The sequence below is a fragment of the Streptococcus downei MFe28 genome (assembly GCF_900459175.1).
Classification (GTDB): domain Bacteria; phylum Bacillota; class Bacilli; order Lactobacillales; family Streptococcaceae; genus Streptococcus; species Streptococcus downei.
In genome coordinates this window covers 2,139,499-2,164,183 of record NZ_UHFA01000002.1, presented here as the reverse complement: position 1 = coordinate 2,164,183, position 24,685 = coordinate 2,139,499, and the positions used below count along the sequence as shown (strand labels likewise).

Annotated in this window: 27 protein-coding genes and 2 pseudogenes; 28 read left to right on the top strand and 1 reads right to left on the bottom strand. The window is 43.0% G+C overall.

Annotation, left to right across the window (positions count from 1 at the left end):
- The first annotated feature begins 3 nt into the window (after positions 1–3).
- From DYE66_RS10390 to DYE66_RS10330, 12 genes and pseudogenes are all read left to right on the top strand, one after another.
- Positions 4–957 carry a branched-chain amino acid ABC transporter permease gene (locus tag DYE66_RS10390; RefSeq protein ID WP_002996565.1) on the top strand — a complete coding sequence of 318 codons (954 nt, stop codon included), beginning with the start codon at positions 4–6 and terminating at the stop codon, positions 955–957.
- Entirely contained in the window at positions 957–1,721 is a 765-nt protein-coding gene (locus DYE66_RS10385) for an ABC transporter ATP-binding protein (RefSeq protein WP_002997388.1), read from the top strand. Before DYE66_RS10390 ends, DYE66_RS10385 begins: the two co-directional genes overlap by 1 nt.
- On the top strand, positions 1,721–2,431 hold the full coding sequence (locus DYE66_RS10380; protein ID WP_002996978.1) for an ABC transporter ATP-binding protein: 711 nt from the start codon (positions 1,721–1,723) through the stop codon (positions 2,429–2,431). Before DYE66_RS10385 ends, DYE66_RS10380 begins: the two co-directional genes overlap by 1 nt.
- A 402-nt stretch (positions 2,432–2,833) precedes the next feature.
- Positions 2,834–3,310, top strand: a complete 477-nt coding sequence (locus DYE66_RS10375; RefSeq protein ID WP_002996707.1) for a hypothetical protein — start codon at positions 2,834–2,836, stop codon at positions 3,308–3,310.
- A gap of 895 nt (positions 3,311–4,205) precedes the next feature.
- Positions 4,206–5,666, top strand: a complete 1,461-nt coding sequence (gene cpsA / locus DYE66_RS10365) for an LCP family glycopolymer transferase CpsA (RefSeq protein WP_032800083.1) — start codon at positions 4,206–4,208, stop codon at positions 5,664–5,666.
- Positions 5,667–5,668: 2 nt separating this feature from the next.
- Complete coding sequence (cps4B, locus tag DYE66_RS10360) at positions 5,669–6,400, top strand: capsular polysaccharide biosynthesis protein Cps4B (RefSeq protein ID WP_002996906.1); 732 nt, start codon at positions 5,669–5,671, stop codon at positions 6,398–6,400.
- 143 nt (positions 6,401–6,543) lie between these two features.
- Positions 6,544–7,233 (top strand): Wzz/FepE/Etk N-terminal domain-containing protein, encoded by a 690-nt coding sequence (locus DYE66_RS10355; protein ID WP_002996568.1) that lies wholly within the window; start codon positions 6,544–6,546, stop codon positions 7,231–7,233.
- Positions 7,234–7,241: 8 nt separating this feature from the next.
- Positions 7,242–7,982: a tyrosine-protein kinase gene (locus DYE66_RS10350; protein WP_002997080.1), complete on the top strand. Its 741-nt coding sequence runs from the start codon at positions 7,242–7,244 to the stop codon at positions 7,980–7,982.
- Between the two features lie 543 nt (positions 7,983–8,525).
- Positions 8,526–9,454, top strand: a pseudogene (locus DYE66_RS10345) (PepSY domain-containing protein).
- 320 nt (positions 9,455–9,774) lie between these two features.
- Positions 9,775–10,281, top strand: a complete 507-nt coding sequence (gene msrA / locus DYE66_RS10340) for a peptide-methionine (S)-S-oxide reductase MsrA (RefSeq protein ID WP_002996784.1) — start codon at positions 9,775–9,777, stop codon at positions 10,279–10,281.
- The gene (locus DYE66_RS10335; RefSeq protein ID WP_002996462.1) at positions 10,281–10,496 is read left to right on the top strand and encodes a YozE family protein; all 216 of its coding nucleotides are present in this window, start codon (positions 10,281–10,283) and stop codon (positions 10,494–10,496) included. The genes msrA and DYE66_RS10335 overlap by 1 nt, the downstream gene beginning before the upstream one ends.
- A gap of 127 nt (positions 10,497–10,623) precedes the next feature.
- Positions 10,624–11,580, top strand: coding sequence for a PhoH family protein (locus tag DYE66_RS10330; RefSeq protein WP_002997187.1), 957 nt, complete (start codon positions 10,624–10,626; stop codon positions 11,578–11,580).
- Between the two features lie 520 nt (positions 11,581–12,100).
- Here DYE66_RS10330 and DYE66_RS10325 read toward each other — a convergent pair.
- Positions 12,101–12,874, bottom strand: coding sequence for a formate/nitrite transporter family protein (locus tag DYE66_RS10325; protein ID WP_002996989.1), 774 nt, complete (start codon positions 12,872–12,874; stop codon positions 12,101–12,103).
- Positions 12,875–13,033: 159 nt separating this feature from the next.
- Between DYE66_RS10325 and ybeY the strand changes: the two genes are divergently transcribed.
- The 16 genes and pseudogenes from ybeY to secG all read left to right on the top strand — a co-directional run bounded on the left by ybeY (position 13,034) and on the right by secG (position 24,488).
- Positions 13,034–13,531 (top strand): rRNA maturation RNase YbeY, encoded by a 498-nt coding sequence (gene ybeY, locus DYE66_RS10320; protein ID WP_002997264.1) that lies wholly within the window; start codon positions 13,034–13,036, stop codon positions 13,529–13,531.
- On the top strand, positions 13,512–13,916 hold the full coding sequence (gene dagK / locus DYE66_RS10315; protein ID WP_002997108.1) for a diacylglycerol kinase: 405 nt from the start codon (positions 13,512–13,514) through the stop codon (positions 13,914–13,916). Before ybeY ends, dagK begins: the two co-directional genes overlap by 20 nt.
- A 102-nt stretch (positions 13,917–14,018) precedes the next feature.
- Positions 14,019–14,918, top strand: coding sequence for a GTPase Era (gene era / locus DYE66_RS10310; protein WP_044123753.1), 900 nt, complete (start codon positions 14,019–14,021; stop codon positions 14,916–14,918).
- A 110-nt stretch (positions 14,919–15,028) separates the two neighbouring features.
- The gene (locus DYE66_RS10305; protein ID WP_002997284.1) at positions 15,029–15,814 is read left to right on the top strand and encodes an alpha/beta hydrolase; all 786 of its coding nucleotides are present in this window, start codon (positions 15,029–15,031) and stop codon (positions 15,812–15,814) included.
- Between the two features lie 388 nt (positions 15,815–16,202).
- Positions 16,203–16,574: a hypothetical protein gene (locus tag DYE66_RS10875; protein ID WP_206512258.1), complete on the top strand. Its 372-nt coding sequence runs from the start codon at positions 16,203–16,205 to the stop codon at positions 16,572–16,574.
- A 261-nt stretch (positions 16,575–16,835) separates the two neighbouring features.
- Positions 16,836–17,354 (top strand): annotated as a pseudogene (locus tag DYE66_RS11105) (M13 family metallopeptidase); the annotation flags it as partial.
- A complete protein-coding gene (locus tag DYE66_RS11100; RefSeq protein ID WP_338131509.1) occupies positions 17,352–18,110 on the top strand; it encodes a M13-type metalloendopeptidase in 759 nt (252 codons plus the stop codon). The pseudogene DYE66_RS11105 and the gene DYE66_RS11100, both read left to right, overlap by 3 nt.
- 13 nt (positions 18,111–18,123) lie before the next feature.
- Positions 18,124–18,642 (top strand): alpha/beta fold hydrolase, encoded by a 519-nt coding sequence (locus DYE66_RS10290; protein ID WP_044123730.1) that lies wholly within the window; start codon positions 18,124–18,126, stop codon positions 18,640–18,642.
- A complete protein-coding gene (locus DYE66_RS10285) occupies positions 18,632–19,039 on the top strand; it encodes a hypothetical protein (protein ID WP_002996809.1) in 408 nt (135 codons plus the stop codon). Before DYE66_RS10290 ends, DYE66_RS10285 begins: the two co-directional genes overlap by 11 nt.
- 816 nt (positions 19,040–19,855) lie before the next feature.
- Entirely contained in the window at positions 19,856–20,479 is a 624-nt protein-coding gene (locus DYE66_RS10280) for a Type 1 glutamine amidotransferase-like domain-containing protein (RefSeq protein WP_115325174.1), read from the top strand.
- A 32-nt stretch (positions 20,480–20,511) separates the two neighbouring features.
- Positions 20,512–20,919 carry an SRPBCC family protein gene (locus DYE66_RS10275; protein WP_002996959.1) on the top strand — a complete coding sequence of 136 codons (408 nt, stop codon included), beginning with the start codon at positions 20,512–20,514 and terminating at the stop codon, positions 20,917–20,919.
- Positions 20,920–20,998: 79 nt separating this feature from the next.
- Positions 20,999–21,820 (top strand): DNA-formamidopyrimidine glycosylase, encoded by an 822-nt coding sequence (gene mutM, locus DYE66_RS10270; RefSeq protein WP_115325173.1) that lies wholly within the window; start codon positions 20,999–21,001, stop codon positions 21,818–21,820.
- On the top strand, positions 21,817–22,416 hold the full coding sequence (gene coaE, locus DYE66_RS10265; RefSeq protein ID WP_002996420.1) for a dephospho-CoA kinase: 600 nt from the start codon (positions 21,817–21,819) through the stop codon (positions 22,414–22,416). Before mutM ends, coaE begins: the two co-directional genes overlap by 4 nt.
- 472 nt (positions 22,417–22,888) lie before the next feature.
- Positions 22,889–24,061: a multidrug efflux MFS transporter gene (locus DYE66_RS10260; protein WP_002996617.1), complete on the top strand. Its 1,173-nt coding sequence runs from the start codon at positions 22,889–22,891 to the stop codon at positions 24,059–24,061.
- Positions 24,061–24,207, top strand: a complete 147-nt coding sequence (gene rpmG, locus DYE66_RS10255; protein WP_002997422.1) for a 50S ribosomal protein L33 — start codon at positions 24,061–24,063, stop codon at positions 24,205–24,207. Before DYE66_RS10260 ends, rpmG begins: the two co-directional genes overlap by 1 nt.
- Positions 24,208–24,251: 44 nt before the next feature.
- Positions 24,252–24,488 carry a preprotein translocase subunit SecG gene (secG, locus tag DYE66_RS10250; RefSeq protein ID WP_002959995.1) on the top strand — a complete coding sequence of 79 codons (237 nt, stop codon included), beginning with the start codon at positions 24,252–24,254 and terminating at the stop codon, positions 24,486–24,488.
- Positions 24,489–24,685 lie beyond the last annotated feature (197 nt).

Genomic DNA, 24,685 nt, shown 5'->3' with positions numbered 1-24,685 from the left:
GACATGAAAAAGAATTTAAAATTAAATCTGACATGGCTTGCTATTGTCGCAGTCATCTACGCCATTCTCCAAGTCTTAGCTAGCACAGGTCTTCTAAACCTCTACTATATTCAAATCCTAATGGGAATTGGAATTTCCATCCTTATGGGCTTGGGAACCAATTTGGTTCTTGGTTTTTCTGGTCAGTTTACCCTGGGTCAAGCTGGTTTCATGGCCATCGGGGCCTATGCTTCGGCTATTGTTACCCAATACTATCCTACCTATGATGGCTTTTACTGGTCTATGCTCTTGGGGGCTCTTATCGCAGCCCTGGTCGCTATCATCTTTGGTGTCCCAACCCTGCGACTTAAAGGAGACTACCTGGCTATCGCAACCCTTGGTATGGCTGAAATTATTCGCATCATCATCGTTAATGGTGGGACCCTTACTAATGGTGCTGCTGGTCTGACAGGAATTCTGCCCTACACTACTTGGCAGGTCATCTTTGTCTTTGTAGTGGTCATTACCATTCTGGTTCTTAACTTCCTACGGTCATCAACCGGCCGGCAAATTATTGCAGTTCGTGAGGATGAAATTGCAGCTGAGTCCATGGGGGTTAACCTGACTCGCCAGAAGGTTTTGGTCTTTGTTATGGGGGCTGTTATCTCAGCCATCGCCGGTTCTCTCTATGTCAGCTATATAGGGACAGTCGTACCAAAAGATTTCACCATCATGAAATCCATTGACTACCTGATTATCGCCGTTATGGGAGGGCTGGGTTCCATTACTGGTACTATTATTGCTGGTGTTGTTCTTGGTATCCTCAATATGTTCCTGCAAAATTTCTCAGAATTGCGGATGATTATCTATTCATTGGCCCTGATTTTGGTCATGATCTTCCGTCCTGGTGGACTTTTGGGAACCAAGGAATTTACCCTATCAAGATTTTTCAACAAGAATAAGGAGGGTAAGAACTAATGGCACTTCTTGAAGTTAAAAACTTAACCAAAAATTTCGGTGGTCTGACAGCCGTTGGTGATGTTTCTCTGGAACTCAACAAGGGAGAACTGGTCGGTTTGATTGGTCCCAATGGGGCTGGGAAAACCACCCTTTTCAACCTCTTAACAGGTGTTTACGTTCCAAGTGAAGGGACAGTCACACTAGATGGCACCCTTCTCAATGGCAAGGCTCCTCATAAGATTGCTTCTTTAGGCCTCTCTCGGACCTTCCAAAATATCCGCCTCTTTAAGGAAATGACGGTTCTGGACAATGTTCTGATTGGTTTTGCCAATCGCCATAGTGCTCACCTCTTGGCCTCATTCTTGCGTTTACCCAAGTATTATCAAAGTGAAAAAGAGCTCAAGGCTAAGGCTCTGGAACTCTTGAAAATCTTTGACTTGGGCCAAGATGCCGATACCCTTGCTAAGAATCTTCCTTATGGCCAACAACGCCGTTTGGAAATTGTTCGGGCCCTAGCTACTGAGCCAAAAATTCTTTTCCTAGATGAACCAGCTGCAGGGATGAACCCTCAAGAAACAGCGGAATTGACAGCCTTGATTCGCAAAATTAAGGAAGAATTTGCCATCACGGTTATCCTGATTGAACACGATATGAGTTTGGTTATGGATGTAACCGAAAGGATTTACGTACTGGAATACGGTCGGCTGATTGCCCATGGGACACCTGATGAAATCAAGACCAATAAGCGAGTGATCGAAGCCTATCTGGGAGGTGAAGCCTAATGTCTATGTTAAAAATTGAAAACCTCTCAATCAGCTATGGGGCTATCGAAGCTGTCAAGAATGTCAGCTTCGAAGTCAATGAAGGTGAGGTTGTCACCCTCATTGGTGCCAATGGTGCTGGCAAGACCTCAATTTTGCGGACTATCTCAGGTTTGGTTCGCCCGAGTGAGGGTAGCATTAGCTACTTGGGCAACCAGATTCAAAAGACAGCTGCTCGTAAGATTGTCGCAGATGGTTTAGCTCAGGTACCAGAAGGTCGACATGTCTTCCCTGGTTTAACCGTTCTAGAAAATCTAGAAATGGGTGCCTTTTTAAATAATAACAAGGACCAAAATCAAGCCAATTTGGAGCATGTTTTTAATCGCTTCCCTCGTTTGGAAGAGCGCAAGAATCAGGATGCGGCAACCCTGTCTGGTGGTGAGCAACAGATGTTAGCCATGGGACGAGCCTTGATGAGTCAACCCCAGCTCCTCCTTCTCGATGAGCCTTCTATGGGACTGGCTCCAATCTTCATCCAAGAAATCTTTGACATCATCCAAGATATTCAAAAGCAGGGGACCACGGTTCTCCTGATTGAGCAGAACGCTAATAAGGCCCTGTCAATCGCTGATAGGGGCTATGTCCTAGAAACTGGGAAAATTGTTCTCTCAGGTACAGGTCAAGAATTGCTGGCTTCCGATGAAGTTCGTAAGGCCTACCTAGGTGGATAAAACTCATAAAATCAAAGTAAAAGCTGGCGGAAGTTCATTTCACCAGCTTTTTCGTGCCATAACGCGATAAGTGGAACTAGCCACATTCAGCGCCTATTCCTTGTAAAGGCGAATGCTTGGTTTAGTCTTAGATATAGATTCTTGGTTCTAATTTTCCCTGACCCTTAAATGAAAATAATGCTAATTTTCTGCATTTTCTTCTCACTAACTTGAATAATTCCCGAAATAAGCTATAATAAATTTTGTATCTGCTTTCAGATGGGGCTTATAGCCCAATGAAAGCTATTCAGACGATTGATGAATAGTCGGTCGCATTCAAGGGAGAGAAGCGCTAGGACTGGCTTGTCGCTATAAGTCTAGTCATCCCAGTTGTCTTCCAATATTTTAAGAGAGAGGGTCTTTATGAAGTTTAAAAGAAGTGAAAGCCTATATTTAGCAATGAGCCTTGCCCTGCTTGTTCTTATTTTTGGTCTCTTTGTCTATACCAAATACAGCAATAAGCCAGTTAAGGGGGGAGATGTAGAGGTAGCGCCAAGGTATATCTCTAGCACTAGCAGTTCCTCTTCGTCATCACAAAGCAATAAGAACGTGGAAGCAGATTTAGAAGCGCTGGAAAATAATCCTAGTGTCGATAAGCTTGACAGTCTCCAAGATGAGATTGATCAGGTTTCCAATAAAAGTCAGAAGGCTGCCTATCAGGAGCGCTTTAATATTGTTTCAGCTAAGCTAGCCTTGGCCAATGCCCAGGCCAATCCGACTGCGGACAATATCCAGTTAGCCCAAGGAGCCATTGACAAGGTAACAACCACCTCGAAAAAATCAGACCTGCAAAGTCAGCTGGATGCTCTGAGCCAGCCAGCCCAAACTGGTCTGCAATAAGTTTAATACCGAGTTAAAACTAAGGTCTGGAATCGATGGACTTGTTTGGAGATATGTTCACTTTCCTCAAATGCTCCCTCCGGCAGAAAATACAGGGATATTTAATTTTCTAAATTATAGAGGGAGAGTGAACCTAGGTGATACTTTCGCCGTAGTGGCATTATTAGCAACAACTCTTTTTGTTGCTAATAACGGATTTTTTGAAGAGATTTCGTCCAGTGGACGAAATCTGCCTGAGCCTAAAAATGTAAAAGCGAAGGGCTCAAAAAATAGCAGGAAGCAAAGACATCAAGCCACTAAAGTGTCTGATGTCAAACGTCCATCTCCATTGAGATGGGTTAGCTTCCTGACTAACTCAGCTAGTCCAGTAATATCGACTGGACTAACTTCGTGTTGGAATGGAACGCCAAAGGTGGTCGCTTCCGTCCGCACTACTTAACGACATGACATTTTCAAAATCGATGATATTTTGGAAATGGTATTAGTAAGGTAGCTAGGTAAATCGCCATAGCGATTACCGTAGTTTATCAGCAATTAAAAGTCGCTGATAAACTTGCTAGGTTAGAAAGTATCAAAATAATAAGTTTGATTTCGACCAAAAGCACTTTTTCGAACAGGTTTAATAAAGAAAAACACCATTAAACCTTGAAATTATTAACGACCGATGTGAGTTTAGTCTGGGATTTGTTGACTGTAAAAAAACTCAGCTGAAAATATTTTTTTAATGGAAAAGAAGCTAACCAATCTTGCTAAATGGCTAGTCTAAAGCCATTTCAGAGCTTCGTTAACTGTTTAAATTATGACAGACACGTTAAAAATGGGTTAAACTTCCTTGGACTTGTCGTAAAAATTAGGTATAATAAAGCGTGAAATCAATAATACTGGAGAAGCAATGATGGCAAGACATAATCGATCCAAGTCTAAGAGTTTTAGCACGCATTATTTCGTCAATATTTTATTATTTATACTCTATACGGCGGTTTCAGCGATGACCCTCTTTATCACCTATAAATATAATTTTTTGGCTTCGAAATACCTTAACCTTATTTTTACAGTCCTCCTAGCCGTAGTATTTGTTTTAGCGGCCTTTCTCATTGTTAAGAATCGCGCCAAGATGTGGACCAGTGTCCTCTTAGTGATTTTTACGGTGATTTCTGCCCTGACTTTTCTTGGCTTTAATAAGTTTGTTAACTTCATTGGCACTCTTAATGACTCCACCAAGTATTCTCAGGTAGAAATGAGCATCGTTGTGCCCAAGGATAGTTCCATTAAGGACTTAGAAAACATTGATGAAGTCGAGGCACCAACCCAAAGCGATGGCACTAATATTGATGAATTCGTCAAAGAAATCAAGGCAGATAAGTCCAAGAGTATAACCGTCAATCATGTCGATTCCTATGCCCAGGCCTATAATGACCTGATGTCCGGTTCTACCAAGGCCATTATTCTGAATAGTGCCTACTCTAGTCTGATTGAAGCCCAGGACAAGGATTTCAGTAAGAAGGTTAGGACCATCTATAGCCATAAGATTCAAACGGCTAATAAGGTTGAATCCAATAAAAAGGTTGATACCAATGCCTTTAATATCTATATTTCTGGTATCGACACCTACGGTCCGATTAACTCAGTTTCTCGATCCGATGTTAACATTATTGCCAGCATCAACCTTAAGACTCACAAGGTTCTCTTGACCACAACCCCTCGTGATGCCTACGTTACCATCCCAGATGGAGGTAACAACCAAAAGGATAAGCTGACCCACGCTGGTATCTATGGTGTTCAGACATCTATGAAGACCTTAGAAAATCTTTACAATATCAACATTGATTATTATGCCCGCCTCAACTTTACCTCCTTCCTCAAGTTAGTTGACCTGCTAGGTGGTATTGACGTTTATAACGACCAGGCCTTTACCGCCCACACCAACAAGGATTATACCTTTGAAGTGGGCAATGTCCATTTAGATTCACAAGGTGCTCTGGCCTTTGTTCGTGAACGTTATAGTCTAGAAAATGGTGATAATGACCGCGGTAAGAACCAAGAGAAGGTCATCACAGCCATCATCAATAAGTTGGCCTCGGCGAAATCAGTTTCTAAGATTTCCTCTATCGCCAACAATCTCCAAGATTCCATCCAAACCAATATGCCAATCAGCGATTTGATGACTATTGCCAATACGCAATTGGACTCAGGAGCTTCCTTCAAGGTCAGCTCCCAAGCTGTTACGGGTACAGGCTCAACAGGAGAATTGCCTTCCTATGCCATGCCTGGAGCTTCCCTCTACATGATGCAACTGGATGATGCCAGCGTATCCGATGCGGCTGACAAGATTAAAGATGTTTTAGGAGGTAAGTAAGTGTGATAGATATTCATTCGCACATTGTTTTTGATGTGGATGATGGGCCCAAGAGCCTGGAGGAAAGCCTCAATCTAATCTCCGAGAGCTACCGCCAGGGGGTTCGGATCCTTGTTTCAACCTCGCATCGGCGTAAGGATATGTTTGAAACGCCAGAGGAAAAAATTCATGCCAACTTTTTAAAGGTCAAAGAAGCGGCTGAGAAAAAATTCCCCGACCTAAGCATTCTCTATGGGGGAGAACTCTATTACACAGAAGATCTTCGTCAGAAATTAGAGAAAAATCTTGTTCCAACCATGGACGGTAGTCGCTATGCCTTGATTGAATTTAGTATGACAACACCTTGGCGAGATATCCACCAGGCCCTGACCAAGGTCTTAATGTTGGGAATCACTCCCCTTGTTGCTCATATTGAACGCTACAATGCCCTAGAAAATAAACCTGACCGTGTTCAGGAAATTATCAACATGGGCTGTTATACTCAAGTCAACAGCAATCATGTCCTCAAGCCCAAACTCTTTGGCGACAAGGAGAAGGTCTTTAAGCAAAGGGGACGCTACTTTTTGGAAGCAGACCTCGTTCACTGTATTGCTAGCGACATGCATAACCTTGATAAGCGCCCCCCTTATATGAAAGAGGCCTATGACTTAGTTGCTAAGACCTATGGCCAAGCTAGAGCTCAAGCCCTCTTCAAGGAGAATATGCAAGCCCTTCTCGAGGATAAAACTAATTAAGGAAAGCTGATTGGACTTTGGCAATTTTCTCTAAGAATCCTTGGTCCCACATGAATTTTTAGGCTGGGATAAGGCCAATAAGGTCAAAGCTTTCATGATGGCCTATCATGCTCCCTTAACTATCACAATCAAAAGGAGAACCTATGACTTCAGCAGATAATGCATCATTTGAAATTGATGTATTCGCCCTACTTAAGAAATTATGGAACCGAAAATTTTTAATTATTTTCGTGGCCCTACTGTTTGGCTTCGTGGCCCTGTTTGTTAGTGTATTTATCATTCCTAAAACCTATACCTCTGCCACCCGAGTCTATGTGGTTAATAGTAGCAACAATAATTCCATCAATTATCAGGACATCCAAGTAGGAACCGACTTGGTTAATGACTATAAGGAAATTATCAAGTCTCAGGATGTCTTGGAAGATGTTGTCAGCAAGGAAAAGTTGGACATTAGTGCTGGTGAACTTTCTCAAAAGATTAGTATTGATGTGCCAACGGATACCCGCCTGATTACGATTTCTGTCAAGGATAAGAGCCCACAGGAGGCCAGTCGTTTGGCGAATGCTGTGCGTGAAATTGCTATCCAAAAAATCAAGGATGTTACCAAGGTTGAGGATGTCACCACAGCAGAAACGGCCAAGGTACCAACGTCACCAACCTCGCCAAGTGTCAAGAAGAATTTTGTTCTTGGGGTCGCAGCCGGTGGCTTCATTGCTATTGTGATTTTGATTCTTTTTGAGGCTCTTGATGATCGTATCAAGACGAGTGAAGATGTTGAAAAGGCACTTGGTCGCACCTTGCTTGGGGTTGTTCCCAATACCGACAGCCTATAGGAGGAAGTATGGGATACTTAGAATTAGCTAGTAACAAAGAAAAATTGATGGATAAGGCTAAGGAATACTACAATTCCATCCGAGCTAATATCCAGTTTAGTGGTAGTGACATCAAGGTCATTGCTTTGACCTCGGTTCAACCCAAAGAAGGGAAGTCCACGACAAGCATGAGCTTGGCAGTATCTTTCGCCCGTGCGGGCTACCGGACCCTTCTGGTTGATGCGGATACCAGAAACTCTGTCATGATGGGGAGCTTTAAACCTGATGCTCCCCTTAAGGGTCTGACCGACTTCTTGTCAGGACATGCTGACTTGCAGACCACTATCAGTCGGACCAGCGTTCCTAACCTGACTATGATTCCTTCGGGACAGGTCCCACCAAATCCGACGGCCCTCTTTCAGAGCGATAACTTCAAGCGGATGATTGAGGCGGTTCGGGAACATTATGATTATGTCTTGATTGATACACCACCGATTGGCAAGGTCGTTGATGCGGCTATCATCGCTCAGGATTGTGATGCCTCTATCATGATTACTGAGGCTGGGGTCATTCGTCGCCGCTTCATTCGGAAAGCCATTGAGCAGATGGAAAAGAGTGGGGCTCAATTCTTGGGCGTTATCCTTAATAAGGTTGATGAGAAATCGGAAAACTACGGCAACTATGGTAGTTACGGTAGCTATGGTGATTACGGCAAGCCATCGTCCAAAGATAAAAGCGAACACACGAGTCACCTGCGTCGTGCTAAATAAAGATTAAGGAAGCCTGAGGGCTTCTTTTTTTGTGAGCTAAGGGGGATGGTCTGGAAGAATAAGTTTTGGTTCTGGGCTGTTTTTATTCTCATCTAGGAGCTGATAAGTGCTTGGACACATCGCGCTACCCTAGCCTCCTTATACTCATGACCAGCCTTCAAATGGGTGGCATGAAAATTGTGTGAACCATTGACCTTGGATAAATTTCAGTTGCGAGACTTTCTGTAAAATTTTTGTTACTTTCAATTTCTTTCATAGTCTAGAGACCATAGAGGCACTAATCTGCCATGAAATAATGGCGCAACAGTCCTGCCTTTTAAGTCTAATCCTTATATTACAAGCGCCGGGGGGCGCTTGACAGAAGATTTTTACCTCGTTAGAATGGGGGGCGAGGTCAGCTCAGGTTGCCTCGTTTTTTCTGAATGGGAACTTTGCTGTATCCGGAAGGTAAAGCACCATTCACAAACAAGCTAGCCGGCTCCTTGTAACCGGTTTGGGTTGCTAGTGGCGTAAGAATCGTAAGGAGAAAAACCAATGACAAAAATGACACAATTAATGAAAACCAAAAAGCTCTCCTATGCTATTTTGACAACGCTAGGTCTTGCTGTAGCCGGTCTTGGTGGTGTATCTGCCGTTTCTGCTAATTCCCATTCTAGTGCTGATTGTATCAGCCAGGAGCAGGCTAAGACTGTGGCCCTTAAGGGTTGTGGTGTAAATGAGAATCAGGCTCACTTTACTAAGGTGGAAAAGACTCGTTACCAAAATGAGGAAGTTTACCTTGTCGATTTCAAGAAGGTCAAAAGGAATACGACTATACTATTGATGCTCACAAGGGAACGGTAACGCAAAAGGACAATAAGTCCCAAAACTCACAAGCAAATAGAGGGACTACACCAACGGGTTCAGCACCAAGCAGTTCAGTTCCAACAAATGGCACGGCTACCAGCTCACAGGCCGGTAGCTCAAGCTCGCAATCTAGCCAGGCTGGATCAAGCTCATCTTCTCAAGCATCGGGTAACCAAAATCAAGCAAGTGTTACAAATGAAGAGGCTAAGCAAATCGCCCTTCATAACGCTGGTTTAGCTGAAAACCAAGTTGGTGAATTGAAGGTCGACCAGGACCAACAAGATGATTCCCCAGTTTATAAGATTAATTTCAAGTATGGTGAATGCGGCTATTCCTGTGTTGTTAGCGCTGTAAATGGCAGCATTTTGGAAATTGATAACGATACCGATAATTCATCAAGTCAATCTAACCAAACCAATTCATCTTCACAAACGAATCAAACGAGTCCCTCATCTGAAACTAGCTCATCAAGTCAAAGCTCTCAAGGAAGCACCTCAAGTAGCTCTACTTCCAGTCAAGCCGATGACCAAGCCGGTAATGATGACAGTGATTACGATGGTGACCACTATCAAGACCATCATGACGGAGATGACGATGACGAAGATCTTAACGATGAGTACGAATAAGTAAAGCAAGATAGCTAATTTCAAGGTCAAGCCCCTTATCGGGCTTGGCTTTTTTTGTGGGACCAACAAAATAAGGAGGATATTTTTTGAACACTTGCAGAGTTTACTATTTGGTTAGCGAGCGCTCTTGAAGGGGGAGCAATACTCAATGAAAATCGAAATTAGCCGAGGCAACGAACCGAAGACAGTACTGGAGTGGAGTACGGCAAGGTGAGTTAACGATGGAAAATTTTGATTTTCGAAGAGTATAAGCAAAATTTCTAGAAGGCAGTTTTACTTGGGGGATGTGCTATAATAGACAATCATAAGGAGGTGCTATTATGGAGCGAGCAATTTTTGCGGGTGGCTGTTTTTGGTGTATGGTCCAACCCTTCGAGACCTATCCTGGGGTTCAGTCAGTTCTATCAGGCTATACGGGAGGTCATGTCATTAACCCTAGCTATGAAGAGGTTTGTACTGGACAGACTGGCCATACCGAGGCTGTTGAGATCATCTATGACGAGACTCAGGTTTCTTATCAAAAACTCTTAGAGATTTACTGGGCTCAGACCGACCCCACCGATGCCTTTGGTCAATTCCAGGATCGTGGCGACAATTACCGTCCGGTCATTTTCTATGAGAATGAGCAGCAAAAAGAGCTGGCAGAGGCCTCCAAGGCTGATTTACAGGCATCTGGTCGCTTCGATGCTCCCATTGTCACTAAGATAGAACCTGCCCAGACCTTCTATCCAGCGGAGGGCTACCACCAGCAGTTCTACAAGAAGAATCCCTTACGCTATGCTCTTTCAAGCGAGCTTCGTCATCAATTTTTAAAGGAGCATTGGTAATGAGAAAATCTTTTTATACTTGGCTGATGACGCAACGCAATCCCAAATCCCAGGAACCAGCAGCCCTGTTGGCAGACCTAGCCTTTAACGATAGCACCTTCCCAAAACACACCGATGACTTCGAAGAAGTCAGCCGCTATCTGGAAGATCAGGCCAGCTTTAGCTTTAACCTAGGCCAATTCGACCAAATTTGGGAAGACTATCTGGCCCATTAGAAAAAGTTATCTTTTTTAATTTGCAGATAAGAAGAAGGAGTCGTGCTGGAGAATCTTTTCCAGCATGATTTTTCTTCTTAAATACGTTATAATGGGGCTAAACTAAGCATAGAAAGAGGTAGTCTATTTGCAGGACTATTCTGTTGATATTACCCTAAAACATCCAGATGACCTCATGGCCCTTTTTGGCAGCAATGAGCGTCACCTGAAATTGATTGAAGAAAATACGGGCGTGGTCATCCATGCTAGAACTGAAGTGGTGCAGATTTTGAGCGATGACCAGGAATCCCTGGAGCTTGCCCGCTTGACCATTGAGGCTCTTTTAGTTCTGGTGGGCCGAGGCATGCTGATTAACACTTCCGATGTGGTGACCGCCTTGAGCATGGCTCAAAACGGCACCATTGACAAGTTTGTCGCCCTCTATGAAGAAGAGATTATCAAGGATAATTATGGCAAGCCCATTCGGGTCAAGACCCTGGGTCAGAAGGTCTATGTGGATAGTGTCAAGAACCATGATGTGGTCTTTGGCATCGGTCCAGCTGGGACAGGAAAGACCTTCCTAGCTGTAACCTTAGCGGTTACGGCCCTCAAGCGGGGTCAGGTTAAGCGGATTATCCTAACTAGGCCAGCGGTTGAAGCTGGCGAAAGTCTTGGCTTTTTGCCAGGCGACCTCAAGGAAAAGGTTGACCCCTACCTGCGGCCGGTCTATGATGCCCTCTATCAGATTTTGGGGAAGGATCAGACGACACGGCTCATGGAGCGCGAAATCATTGAGATTGCCCCCTTGGCCTATATGCGGGGACGTACTCTGGATGATGCCTTTGTCATTCTCGATGAGGCTCAGAACACAACTATTATGCAGATGAAAATGTTTCTGACTCGGCTGGGCTTTAATTCTAAGATGATTGTCAACGGGGACAGCAGTCAGATTGACCTGCCTCGAAATAGTCATTCAGGCTTACTGGATGCCATTGAAAAGCTGAAAAATATTCGTCAGATTGACTTTGTCTACCTGTCTGCCAAGGACGTGGTCCGCCACCCAGTCGTGGCTGAAATCATCAGGGCCTACGAGAATGAAGAGTAGGCTTTCCTAGCACCAAGGGGTCTTCCTATGAAGGTTCCTCTTAAAATCTAGCCATAAAGAAAAGGGAGCTCTCGTCTTGAGGGCTCCTTTTCAGGGTATGATTGGATGATATGGGATTTATACTCAATAAAAATCAAGAATAGCCGAGGCAAGGAGCGAAGCTATCAGCCACTATAGTGGCTTGATAGCTAACGGCAATCTCTATAGCGATTGCCTAGCTCCCTTACTAACCTCACAAAGTTGGTGAAATCGACCAACTTTGCTCTGCATCGCAAAAACTGCAGGTAGCTTAAAAGGTCTGGGAGACCTTTTGAGGTTGGAAAGAGGGAAAGCTTCGCTTTCCTCAGTAAGTACGGCAAAGTGAGTTAACGATGCGACATGGAGTAAAAACTGTCAATATTACAGTTTTTATGAAATTAGTCAGGGATATAGAAAACTACAATCGTAGTTTTCGTAGTCACTCTAAAGAGAAATCATAGAGTGACTTTATCCGTAGGATAGTTTTGATTTTTGAAGTGTATTACTGGTTCTCCTTCTTATTGAGAAAGGCGTAGGCCGCCCCGATAAGGAGGCCACCACCAATCCAGTTTCCGATGAAGGAAATTCCCCAGTGGCGCAGGATATTGGCCAGATTGTAACCATCCAGATGGACGGAATTAAAGCCCATTAAGAGGAAGGAAGAGAAGTTGGCCACCAAGTGTTCTGCGTTCATAAAGACAAACATAAAGATGGCCGAGATGACTAGAATAGTCTTGGCTGTCTGGTCCTTGACTAGAAGGTAGGAGAGGATGGCAATATTAACAAAGATATTAGCAATAATGGCATCAAAGAAAATCTGGCTAGAGGTCTTGGCCAGCTTGGTTTGGACGACACCGACGAGGAAACTCTTTGGGGTCACCAAGGTGTAGGCGAAACTTTGATTAAAGAGGGCGGCAATCAAGGCTGCCCCGACCAGATTGAAGAGGGTGCAGACGACCAAAATTTTCAGGACCTTCTTGACGGAAATGTAGCGGTAGTAGGCCCCAGCGGTCAGGTACATCATGTTTGAAGTGACTAGCTCGGAGTTTAAAAAGAGAATATAGACCAGGCCGAAGCTAAAGATGAAAGGAAAGACGAAGCGACCGAGGCTGGGATGAATCTGATTGATGACATCGGCTGCAATACCACCAACGCCCGTGGAAAGGGTCAGAAAGGCTCCAGCAAAGATGGACTTAACAGCATAGCGGACCATATGCTGGTCTATCAGTTCTTCCTTGGCCCGACAGGCTGCCTGAATTTTTTGTGAAAAGGTCATAAAGATCTCCTTGTGAATTTGTGATAAGTTTATTTTAGCATAGGAAAGGTAGTTTTAAAAAGGTTTTCAGAAAATTAAGTTAGTCAGTCCTGCCAGCTAGCTAGCTATGCTTAAGGCCTTTTATGCTATAATAAAGATGATTATTAGATTGGATAAGCTATGTATATTGAAATGCTAGACGAGACCAAGCAGGTCTCACAAGAAATGATGGATAAAATCAAGGATATGCTCAATTTTGCCGCTAAAAAATTGGGCAAGGAAAACAAGGAGATGGCCATCACCTTTGTTGATAATGAGAAAATCCATCAGATTAATCTTGACTATCGGGATATGGACCGGCCAACTGATGTGGTTAGTCTGGAATACAAACCTGAAACAGACATCGTTTTCTCTGAGGAGGACTTGGAGACCGACCCTGATTTAGCAGCCGTGATGGAGGATTATGATGCCTACATTGGCGAGCTCTTCATCTCAGTCGACAAAGCTCATGAACAGGCTGAGAGTTATGGCCACAGTTTTGAGCGAGAAATGGGCTTTTTGGCCGTGCATGGTTTTTTGCACATCAATGGCTACGACCATTACACCCCTGAAGAAGAAAAAGAAATGTTCACCCTACAGGAAGAGATTTTGACAGCCTATGGACTTACGCGAGACTAATTCACCCAAGAAATGGAAAAACCGAACCCTGACCTCCAGTCTAGAGTTTGCCCTGACAGGGATTCTCACCGCCTTCAAGGAAGAGCGCAATATGCGAAAACACGCTGTATCAGCGATTCTGGCTATCTTGGCTGGCCTGATTTTTCGCATTTCAGCCATTGAGTGGCTATTACTTTTGCTGGCAGTCTTCTTGGTTATCACCTTTGAAATCATCAATTCAGCCATTGAAAATGTAGTTGACCTAGCCAGTAATTATCACTTTTCCATGTTGGCTAAAAATGCCAAGGATATGGCAGCTGGTGCAGTTCTGATGATTTCGGGCTATGCGGTTGTCACAGGCCTCATCATCTTTGTGCCAAAAATCTGGCAACTCATCTTTCACTAATTATAGACAAGACAGAAAGGAAGGAATGTCCCGGACTTGAAGTTGCTCCTCTGGCTAAAGGCTAAGGGGACGCAAGTAGCAGTTGGCATTTCTAAAAATAATATGACATTTAAATCAGGTTTTGTAGCAATCTTAGGTCGTCCCAATGTCGGCAAATCAACCTTTTTGAATCATGTCATGGGGCAAAAGATTGCCATCATGAGCGATAAGGCACAGACTACTCGCAATAAGATTATGGGGATTTACACAACCGACCAAGAGCAGATTGTTTTCATCGACACACCGGGGATTCACAAGCCCAAAACGGCCTTGGGTGATTTTATGGTCGAGTCAGCCTATTCTACACTCCGTGAGGTTGAAACGGTACTTTTTATGGTACCAGCCGACGAGGAACGTGGCAAGGGTGACAATATGATTATGGAGCGGCTCAAAGCTGCTAAGATTCCTGTTATTTTGGTCATCAATAAAATAGACCAGGTCCACCCTGACCAGCTTTTGGAAAAGATTGATGATTTTCGCTCCCAGATGGACTTCAAGGAAATCGTTCCAATCTCTGCCTTGCAGGGCAATAATATTGAAACCCTCATGATGATTCTCAAGGATAATTTGGAGGAAGGCTATCAATATTTCCCAGAGGACCAGATTACAGACCACCCAGAACGCTTCTTGGTATCGGAAATGATTCGTGAGAAGGTTCTCCTTTTGACCCAACAGGAAGTGCCTCATTCGGTTGCTGTCGTTATTGAATCCATGAAAAGGGACGAAGAAACCGACAAGGTTCATATTCGGGCAACTATCATGGTTGAACGCGATAGCCAAAAAGGCATTATCATCGGTAAAAAGGGCAGCATGCTCAAGAAGATCGGCCAGCTGGCTCGCCGCGATATTGAGCTTATGCTGGGTGACAAGGTCTTTCTCGAAACCTGGGTCAAGGTCAAGAAAAACTGGCGCGACAAGAAGCTGGACCTAGCCGACTTTGGTTATAATAAGAAAGAGTATTGAAAAGGTCCAGTGGACCTTTTCAACCCGAGCCTGTCAATAAGAAAGCGAGGTTAGCCTAAAGATAGGCTATTTTAACCCTCGCCTGAAAATGCAAAAACGAGGTAATTGATATGACGGACTTGTTTATCAAAGAAAGTGGTCAGCAAAATGCACAGACGATAGTTTTCTTGCACGCTTCCGGATCTAGCAGTAAGATGTGGCAGCATCACATGGATGCGCTTGGAAGGGACTTTCATTGCCTAGCTATTGACCTGCCTGGGCATGGCAATAGCCGCGATGTAGAGTGGACAAACTTTGACCATGTGACCGAAATGATTGCTGACATCATCAAAGATAAGGCGCATGGCAAATCGCATCTGGTTGGTCTTTCACTGGGTGGCGGTCTTGTTTTGACATTGTTGGAGAAACATGCTGATTTATTTGACCGTGCCCTTGTAGATGGCATGTGTCATCATCCAATCAAAGGTCATCGTAAGGTCATTGTGGCTGTCTGCGTCACGTCATTTCTCAAAAATACTGGTCTGATTGCCAAGGTTATGAGCAAGATGATGGCAAAGGATGGAGTTACTGAAGAGGACTATCAAAGCTTTGTTGCCGATTTGCAGCAAGCTTCAAGCCGATCCTTTCGCCGTGCTATGTCGCAAGCTAATCTCTTAACTACCAATCTCACTTGTGACAATCCTGTCTTCTATGTTTCGGGAGGGAAGGAATCCGATTCAATTCATGAGTCGCACAAGCTACTAGCCAGCCAAAACGCAACAAGCGAATGTGCTTACTATCCTGATAAAGGCCATGCCTGGTTATTTAGTGATGTAACGACACACATTCAGCTCATCCACTATTTCATGCAGGGTTATGCTTTCCCAAACAGGTTACGACACTTTAGCAGAGACTAAACTATCACTAATAAGAAGGCACCTGCACTGTGGACTTAGATGCATTGTTGTGTGTATAGTTAAAAATCGGTCAGGTCAAAAATTTTGGGAAGTCTCAATCAAATAATAATGAAGGAAATGTGATTTATAGCGATAGATTACAATTTTTGTAGGATGATTTTTGTGCTATGGTTACGTAAACCTTTCTTGTAAATAATATTTTAAGAAAGGGCAGGAGTCCTGTAAGCTATGCATGCATAGAATGGAGGGCAGTTTCATTAAAGTAAAGACATGTTTAGGTGTATTATCTAGGGACCGGAAAATTTTTGACCGGTTTTTTTGAGTTTCTTAACAAGAATTTAACACCTGCTTTGCTATAGTTTATCTATCTATAGAAGGTGAGGTTATTATGAAAAAACGATCTCTTGGGAAATTAGCATTGGTTTTTAGTCTGGTGCTTTGTATAATATTAATTTGTATCATTCGACATACTGGTATACTTCGTTTCTCCGAAACAGAAAAAGTTACTGAAAAAACGAATCTCTACAAGACTGTTAATAAAGAATGGTTAGCGAAAACAACTTTAAAGCCTGGTCAATCCAATACTGGAGCTTTTGCGGAATTAGAAGAAAAAGTAGATAATCGTTTAAAAGCAGATATGAAAAAAATGGCTTCGGGAGAACTTGTGACAACGAATGCAGAGCAAGAAAAGATGGTTGCTTACTATAAACAGGCACTAAACAGGCACTTGATTTTGATAAACGAGATAAAGATGGGCTAAAACCCCTGGTTCCCTTTGTTCAACAAATTCAAAATATGTCGACAGTAGCTGCTTTTCAGCAAGTGGCTTATAATTTTCTAATGGCTAATTATTCCATGCCTTTTTCACTAACAACTGAAAGCCTTCAGAACTTCCGTAGCGAAGTTACTTAAGCAGTATGGAATGGATGAACAACAATCAAAAGAGCTGATTGAAAATGCTTTAGCTTTTGATAAGTTAATCACAGAAAAATCTCAAAGCTAAGCAACGGAAGAAGAGAATACTCCGGCAAGTCACTATCATCCCGTAAACTTAGCAACTATTGAAGGCTATCATAAACAGTTTAGTTTTACACAATTAATTGAAAAAGCGGTTGGTCAAACAGACAAAGATGTCAGTGTAGAAAACTTGAACTACTTTAAGCAGCTGGATACCATTATTAATGACCAAAATCTCGAAAAGATGAAAGCTTGGATGATTGCCAATCTTCTCATTGACCGCTCAGACGTATTGGGACAGCAAAATCGTCAGGTGGCCAGTGCCTTTCAGCAAGCAACCTCAGGTACAACGAAAATTGAATCCAAGGAGAAAAATGCCTACACCCACACTTCCTACACCTTTGGGCATGTATTGGGGGATTATTATGGTAAAAAATACTTTGGTCAGCAGGCTCGCCAGGATGTGACTAAGATAGCGAAGAATATCATTGCCAGCTATAAAAAACGCTTAAATGCCAATACTTGGCTGTCACAAGAAACAAAAGCTATGGCTATTAAAAAATTGGACAATCTGAAACTCATGATAGGCTACCCTGAAACCTATTCTGATCTTTACCGTAATTATCAGGTGGACCCTACGAAATCATTTTTTGAAAATGACTACAATTACCACGTCCTATCCAACAAGATGGCCTTTTCTGAGTTTAATAAGCTTAATGACCGTGAAGAGTGGAAAATGAGTGCCAATGCAGTCAATGCTTACTATAATCCCAATACCAATGCTATTATTTTCCCAGCTGCTGTTTTGCAGGCCCCATTTTTCAGTAAAGAGAATACAATCAGCCAAAATTATGGGGGAATAGGTGCTATTATCGGTCATGAAATTTCCCATTCTTTTGATATTAATGGAATGAAGTACGATGAAAATGGGAATTTACATGATTGGTGGACCAAAAAGGACCTGGCTATGTATAAAAAGAAAACCAGAGCCATGGTTAAACAATGGGATGGCTTAAAGGCAGATGGCGGAAAAGTTGATGGCAAAGCGACATTGGCGGAAAATATCGCTGATAACGGCGGTGTCATGGTGGCTCTTGAAACGTTGAAAAAAGAAAAAGCTCCTAATTACAAGGAATTCTTTTATGCTTGGGCAAGTATATGGCGTCAAAAGGCAACCAAGGAATATGGTAAATTTTCCGTTGAATCTGATGCGCATGCACCTTATGAACTCAGGGCCAATATTCCTGTTAGAAACTTTAAAGAGTACTACGATACCTTTGATGTTAAAAAAGGTGATCCCATGTACCTTCCAGAGAATAAACGGATCACGATTTGGTAGAGAGGAAGATAATATGACTCAATTGATAAAAAAACTGATGATAGCTGTGATAGTCTCAATCTTAATCGGAGGAGTCGTCGGCTTTCAAATGTGGAAAAAGTACCAATCCCAATCCCCCATTCAAGCTTACGGTAAGCTGGTTACAGTCGGTGGTCGCAAGATGAATATTTATCAAATAGGAAAAGGCAAGCAGACCTTGGTTTTTATTCCTGGACAAGGCGAACCAGCTCCTAAGGCTAGTTTTACAAATCTAGCCAAGCAATTAAAAAACAAGTACCGTTTAGTTTTCGTTGAGCCACTTGGCTCGGGATTATCCGATGATACGCCAAAGCCACGGACTTCAAAAAATATTGTTTCAGAGATCCATGAAGCTCTCCAAAAGGCAGGAATCAAGAAGGGCTATTTCCTTGCCGGTCATTCTATTGGCGGTATCTATGGTCTTCAGTATGTGAAAACCTATGGCAGTGATGTTAAAGGATTTATTGGTATTGACTCTTCTACACCGGGTATGGAAGGGGGGGATGAAGGTTGAGACACAACAGATTGACTTGAAAAATCTGCATACAATCCCCAACGTTCCTAATGCCATTAACAAGGAATTTAAGGCACTAGCCAAGCGCAATTATAAGACAAAAGCTGTGAAAAATGAAGGTGAACAGATCTCTCAAAATCTCAAAAATGCAGAAGTCGTCACTTTCCCTAAAGACTTTAAGTCCCTCTATCTTCTTGCTCAAGATACCTATGATGATATGGAAAATCGTCGCAAATATTTCGATATTAAGGGAAATTGGATTGAGCAGCATGAAGCCTTATCAGCGGATAAGGGTGATGTAAAAACCAAAGTTCTTAAAGGCGATCATCTCCTTTATTTAACGGCTTATAAGGAAATGGCAAAAGAGATAGAAGACTTTATATCGGCCAATAAATAATTAATGAGGTAAGGAAAAGAGAAGCAATTCAAAATTTATATAAGAAGATTCTCGTATAAATTTTAGATCAAAAAGTCTATTCGTAACAATTGCCTTGAAGATATGGTAGAATGAAAAGTATCAGTAGATTAAGTTTTACTAGTAAAGAAGGCAGCACTAAACAGAAAAAAAGAAGGAGAGTGGTGAGAGGTTTAAGTCTTCATCACTCTCTTTTATATATAAGGAGGAGATTCCTAGGGGCTTATTTAGAGATGCTAGTCTAGAGATCAACCACTCCAAGGTTTCAAAAGGCCTCTACTTGTGCTATTTAAAGTGTCATAGCTAAGCAACTAATAGCTTTCCGTTTTCTGCAAGGGCCTAGGGTCTAGTCTATAACCTGGCCGGCTGGGTATGCAAGCGCATGATGTGAATGGGATTGCAGATTCCTATCTTAAGAGATAGAAACCGTTTGGTTTAGCCAGAGTTGGAAGGAAAATTCCATCTGGACATATTGGGATACTAGGTTAGTACCATAGTCTAATCTGGAAAAGTCTCCAAAGGTTTAGATAGAAGATGTGAAATTAGGGACCAAGCTTTCTAGAAGCCGTTACAGTCCTGACTAAAAATTATTCTAACTCCCTTAATAAGATAGAGCCTAATGATATTATTGATGGCTCTCCGATTTCTGCTGTTACCTGTGGTACACGCTTGGTCTTAATCATTGACGATGTTACCATTGCTCTTGAGCCAAGTCTTTTACGCTAGAAATCTGTTGTGTTTGAGAATACAAATGGCAGAGCAATTTTGTTATTATAATGTAAGAATGGAGAATACGAAATGGATTTATTTTTAACCTCCTATTTGGCAGGAACAAAAAAGTTGCTGAAAGAATTTTTACAACCGCTGGTGTCAAAGGAAGTCGTTTTTATTCCTACCGCAGCGAATGTGGAGGAATATAAGGAATATGTAGATGAGGCTATCAGCGTTTTTCAGGAACTGGGCTTTCACATTAAAATGATGGATGTTGCTGCCATGGAGACTTCTCAAATTGAGGAATTGCTAAAAAACTGTAGCTGTTTGTATATTTCAAGCGGAAATACTTTTTACCTCTTGCAGGAGTTAAAGAGAAAAGGAATCGACAAGACTATCGTTGACAGAGTATCTGATGGAATAGTCTATATTGGAGAATCGGCTGGAGCGATTATTGCCTCAGCTGACATTGAGTATAACCAGATTATGGATGATAAGACTGTAGCTGAGGACTTAAAGGATTACTCAGGTATGAATCTTTTCAACTCTTATATTCTTCCGCATTACGGTGAATTTCCCTTTGCTCAAAGCAGTAAAGAAACGCTGGAGGCTTATGGTTCTTCATTAGATTTGCTTCCTTTGACAAATAGCCAAGCCCTTATTGTGACTGCTGATGGCTATAAGATTCTGGAAGAAAGAAGCGTTAGATAAGGTAATTAACAGAGATCAAGGAAAAGAGCAACATGGCAAAATCACAAATCAATATGATGCTATCCTGTCCAATTGATAAAGTATGGGCAACTGTAACCGACCTCGAGCATTTTGCTTGGCGAAGTGACTTAAAGGATATTGAAATTATTGATAATGCTAACTTTATTGAGGTAACCAAGTCTGGCATAGAAACACATTTTCAAACGACCAAACTGGAAGCCCGCAAATCTTGGGAATTTGACATGGAAAATGATAGTATCAAGGGTCATTGGACTGGAAGTTTCACACCGCAAGGACAGCAGACACTTGTGAATTTTACCGAGAATGTCACAGCCAAAAAGATTTTGTTAAGACCTTTAATTGGCTCTTACTTAAGAAGGCAACAGAAACAGTATATGAAAGACCTCAGGCAGGAGCTAGAAGTGGGAAACAAGTCCTAGGCTCAAGCCATTTGGCTCCCCCGCTGCTTGTTGGGGGCGACTAAAAAGATCATAAGTTCAAAAAAAGGAGCGAAGCACCATGCCCGAATTACCAGAAGTCGAGAACGTCAGACGCGGCTTGGAAAGGCAGATCCTCGGCAAGACCATTAAAACAGTCAAGGTGACCTATCCCAAACTGGTTCGGACCGGAGTAGAAGATTTCCAATTGCTTCTGCCAGGGCAGACGGTTCAAGTCATGCGTCGGCGAGGAAAATATTTGATTTTTGAGCTGACAGGCGGTCTGATTATTTCCCACTTACGGATGGAAGGAAAATATTTTCTCTTCTCCGACCAATTGCCAACTAATAAGCACTTTCACGCCTTCTTTACCTTCACCGATGGCACGACCTTGGTTTATCAGGATGTCCGCAAGTTTGGCACCATGGAATACCTGCCCAAGTCCCAAGAAGCAGCTTATTTTCTCAGTAAGAAATTAGGCCCCGAGCCTACCAAGGAAACTTTTAAATTAGCTCCTTTTGAGAGGACCTTGGTAGAGTCCCATAGGCCGATTAAGTCCTATTTGCTGAACCAATCCTTGGTGGCTGGTCTGGGGAATATCTATGCGGATGAAGTGCTTTGGGCTGCCAAGGTTCATCCTGAAAGACGCTCAGATAGCTTGCGACCAGCCGAAATCAAGCGGTTGCATGACCAGACCATCAGGATTTTGCAAGAGGGTATCAAGCGTGGTGGTTCGACCATTCGCACCTATAAGAATACCTTGGGAGAAGATGGCAGCATGCAGGATTTTCTGGAGGTCTATGGGCGTGAGGGAGAGCTTTGCTCCCGCTGTGGGTCAACTATTGAAAAAATCAAAGTAGGAGGGCGGGGTAGTCATTATTGTCCCAAGTGTCAGAAGAAATGAGTAAGATTATTGGATTAACCGGGGGCATCGCCTCAGGCAAATCAACGGTGACGGCCTACCTCAGGCAAAAGGGCTACCAAGTGGTTGATGCTGACCAACTGGTGCATAGCCTGCAAGCCAAGGGAGGCTTGCTCTACCAAGCTTTGATTTTAGCCTTTGGAACAGGGATCTTGGGACCTGACCAGGAGCTGGATCGGCCTAAATTTGCCCAATTGATTTTCAATGACCCGGCTGCCAGAAAGAAATCAGCCGACCTGCAGGACCGTATAATTCGCCAGGAACTCATCAAGGAGCGGGATCGTTTGGCTCAAGAAGAGGACATTTTCTTTATGGACCTGCCCCTGCTCTTTGAACTGGACTATGAAGACTGGTTCGATGAAATCTGGTTGGTCGTCTTGGACGAGGACCAACAGTTGCAACGGTTGATGGCAAGAAATGGCTACTCCTTTGACCAAGCTCAAAAACGAATTGCAGCCCAGTTGCCCTTAGCTAAAAAGATACGCTTAGCTGACCAGCTGATTGATAACAACGGCAGCCTAGAAGAGACCTATGCTCAGCTGGATCAGCAGCTGGAGCGATTGAAAGCTCAACTTTAATCAATAATTCTCAGACTTGATGTCTTGTCAGTTTATAATACTCGGCACTAACTAGATTGTACTAGTTAGTGTTTTTTGTTTGCGATGGAATCATGGGCAATTTCTTCTTAAGGGAGTTATATTCTCACCAGTTAGTAATTTTTTATGGGTATACCTCCGATTTTATTCGGGTTTTCAGAATATCACCAGTTAGTGTTTTCTGGCAGCGCTGCCTCCGACTTTGTTCGGATTATCCGCAATACCATTAGTTAGTTATTTTTTTAGCTTAGTAAGTTATCTCAGATGAAGTTTTTCGAGTTAGTCTGATTCTCATTAACTAGTGATTTTTGCCTCCCCGAATTAATTAAAAAATCAATCGGCTGATAATTTTTCCCCATGCAACTTGTGGTATAATACTTAGCAGATGATCTGAGAAAGAAGATGATGATCTATTCAAACGCAAAGTATCACTACGGTTAACTGGCAGCAGAATATGCTAGTGGCCTGGCTGGGGAACTTCCTGACTGGGGCCAGTTTTTCGCTGGTCATGCCTTTTATGTCCATCTTTGTCGAGCAGTTAGGAGCTAGGCCGGGAACAATTGAGATCTATGCTGGTCTTTCGGTTTCCCTGTCTGCCCTGGCATCAGCCTTGGTCTCTCCTATCTGGGGAGCTCTGGCCGACCGCTATGGCCGCAAGCCCATGATGATTCGGGCCAGTCTGGTCATGGCCTTCACGATGGGAGGCTTAGCCTTTGTGCCCAATGTTTTTTGGCTCTTGACCCTCCGCTTGCTCAATGGGATGTTTTCAGGCTATGTACCCAATTCCACAGCCCTGATTGCCAGTCAGGCTCCCAAAAATAAGCTGGGCTTTGCCCTAGGGACCCTGGCAACAGGAGTAACAGCGGGGACCCTGATTGGTCCCCTCTTGGGTGGCTACTTTGCCGACCTGCTGGGCATTCGCAATATTTTCTTGGGTGTCGGTTTTCTCCTTTTGGCCCTCAATCTGATGACCATTTTCTTAATCAAGGAAGACTTCGTTCCTGTTAAGAAGGAGCATGAGTTGCCAACCAGGGAGCTGCTCAAACAGGTCAAGAACCGTCAGGTTATGCTGGGGCTCTTTGTGACCAGTATGATTATTCAGGTCTCAGCTCAATCCATCGCCCCAATCTTGACCCTCTATATTCGTCATCTAGGTCAGACGACCAACCTCATGTTTGTTTCAGGCTTGATTGTCTCTAGTATGGGTTTTTCCAGCATGCTGTCTAGCTCATTCCTTGGTAAGATTGGTGACAAGATTGGCAACCACCGCCTACTTCTCATCGCCCTTTTTTACAGCTTTTGCATGTACTTTTCCTTTGCTCATGCTAAGACCCCGCTGGAATTAGGCCTACTTCGCTTTATGTATGGCTTTGGAACTGGGGCTCTCATGCCCAGTGTCAATTCTCTCCTGACTAAGATTACGCCCAAGGAAGGGATTTCTCGCATCTTTAGCTATAATCAGACCTTCACCTATATGGGTCAGGTCATCGGTCCCTTCATCGGCTCTAGTGTCGCGGCCCTCTTGGGCTATCACTGGGTCTTCTATGCTACCTCCCTCATCGTTTTTGTCAATTTCTCATGGAGCTTTATCAATTTTAGACATTATTTGAAAGTTAAGGAAATCTAGTGCGGATAAAAATAAATTTGAAATGCAGCTCTTGTGGCAGTATCAATTATTTGACCTCGAAAAATAAGGCCAATCATCCTGAAAAAATCCAAGTGCCCAAATACTGTCCCAAGGAGCGAAAAGTGACCATCCACCTTGAATCTTAAGGCCATTTATGATAAACTACTTAGGACAATAGTGGAGGAAAGATATGTATAATATTCTACTGACTGCTTTATTGGTTATGTCTGTAATTTTGATTATTGCAATTTTTATGCAGCCGCAGAAAAACCCAAGCAGTAATGTATTTGATAGTAGCGGTTCAGAAGCCCTCTTCGAGCGAACAAAAGCCCGTGGATTTGAGGCCTTCATGGAACGCTTTACCGGTGTCCTAACCTTCCTTTGGTTGCTGGATGCCCTAGTGCTTGCGATTTTATCAAGTAAGTAATGACAAAGGTGAGCCGACGACTTGGTTGGCTCCTTTTTTATAGAAATTTCCCCACGAAAATTACACTAATACTCTAAAGTTCAAAACTTAATACTTATGGCTTTCGCATGGTTCTATCTGGCTAATAAGGCATACTTTTTAAGCCAATGAGGAAAAGATAGCCTGATACTTTCGCCAAACTGGTATCAAACTCCTTT

Excerpts from the sequence above, each read along its gene's own strand:
- DYE66_RS10390 (WP_002996565.1), top strand. The coding sequence starts at position 4 with ATGAAAAAGAATTTAAAATTAAATCTGACATGGCTTGCTATTGTCGCA.
- DYE66_RS10355 (WP_002996568.1), top strand. The coding sequence starts at position 6,544 with ATGACTTCAGCAGATAATGCATCATTTGAAATTGATGTATTCGCCCTA.
- DYE66_RS11100 (WP_338131509.1), top strand. The coding sequence starts at position 17,352 with ATGATAGGCTACCCTGAAACCTATTCTGATCTTTACCGTAATTATCAG.
- era (WP_044123753.1), top strand. The coding sequence starts at position 14,019 with ATGACATTTAAATCAGGTTTTGTAGCAATCTTAGGTCGTCCCAATGTC.
- cpsA (WP_032800083.1), top strand. The coding sequence starts at position 4,206 with ATGGCAAGACATAATCGATCCAAGTCTAAGAGTTTTAGCACGCATTAT.
- DYE66_RS10305 (WP_002997284.1), top strand. The coding sequence starts at position 15,029 with ATGACGGACTTGTTTATCAAAGAAAGTGGTCAGCAAAATGCACAGACG.
- DYE66_RS10260 (WP_002996617.1), top strand. The coding sequence starts at position 22,889 with ATGCTAGTGGCCTGGCTGGGGAACTTCCTGACTGGGGCCAGTTTTTCG.
- DYE66_RS10385 (WP_002997388.1), top strand. The coding sequence starts at position 957 with ATGGCACTTCTTGAAGTTAAAAACTTAACCAAAAATTTCGGTGGTCTG.
- DYE66_RS10275 (WP_002996959.1), top strand. The coding sequence starts at position 20,512 with ATGGCAAAATCACAAATCAATATGATGCTATCCTGTCCAATTGATAAA.
- DYE66_RS10350 (WP_002997080.1), top strand. The coding sequence starts at position 7,242 with ATGGGATACTTAGAATTAGCTAGTAACAAAGAAAAATTGATGGATAAG.
- DYE66_RS10875 (WP_206512258.1), top strand. The coding sequence starts at position 16,203 with ATGAAAAAACGATCTCTTGGGAAATTAGCATTGGTTTTTAGTCTGGTG.
- DYE66_RS10325 (WP_002996989.1), bottom strand. The coding sequence starts at position 12,874 with ATGACCTTTTCACAAAAAATTCAGGCAGCCTGTCGGGCCAAGGAAGAA.
- DYE66_RS10285 (WP_002996809.1), top strand. The coding sequence starts at position 18,632 with ATGAAGGTTGAGACACAACAGATTGACTTGAAAAATCTGCATACAATC.
- coaE (WP_002996420.1), top strand. The coding sequence starts at position 21,817 with ATGAGTAAGATTATTGGATTAACCGGGGGCATCGCCTCAGGCAAATCA.
- DYE66_RS10375 (WP_002996707.1), top strand. The coding sequence starts at position 2,834 with ATGAAGTTTAAAAGAAGTGAAAGCCTATATTTAGCAATGAGCCTTGCC.
- secG (WP_002959995.1), top strand. The coding sequence starts at position 24,252 with ATGTATAATATTCTACTGACTGCTTTATTGGTTATGTCTGTAATTTTG.
- DYE66_RS10280 (WP_115325174.1), top strand. The coding sequence starts at position 19,856 with ATGGATTTATTTTTAACCTCCTATTTGGCAGGAACAAAAAAGTTGCTG.
- DYE66_RS10380 (WP_002996978.1), top strand. The coding sequence starts at position 1,721 with ATGTCTATGTTAAAAATTGAAAACCTCTCAATCAGCTATGGGGCTATC.
- dagK (WP_002997108.1), top strand. The coding sequence starts at position 13,512 with ATGGACTTACGCGAGACTAATTCACCCAAGAAATGGAAAAACCGAACC.
- mutM (WP_115325173.1), top strand. The coding sequence starts at position 20,999 with ATGCCCGAATTACCAGAAGTCGAGAACGTCAGACGCGGCTTGGAAAGG.
- DYE66_RS10290 (WP_044123730.1), top strand. The coding sequence starts at position 18,124 with ATGACTCAATTGATAAAAAAACTGATGATAGCTGTGATAGTCTCAATC.
- msrA (WP_002996784.1), top strand. The coding sequence starts at position 9,775 with ATGGAGCGAGCAATTTTTGCGGGTGGCTGTTTTTGGTGTATGGTCCAA.
- DYE66_RS10335 (WP_002996462.1), top strand. The coding sequence starts at position 10,281 with ATGAGAAAATCTTTTTATACTTGGCTGATGACGCAACGCAATCCCAAA.
- ybeY (WP_002997264.1), top strand. The coding sequence starts at position 13,034 with ATGTATATTGAAATGCTAGACGAGACCAAGCAGGTCTCACAAGAAATG.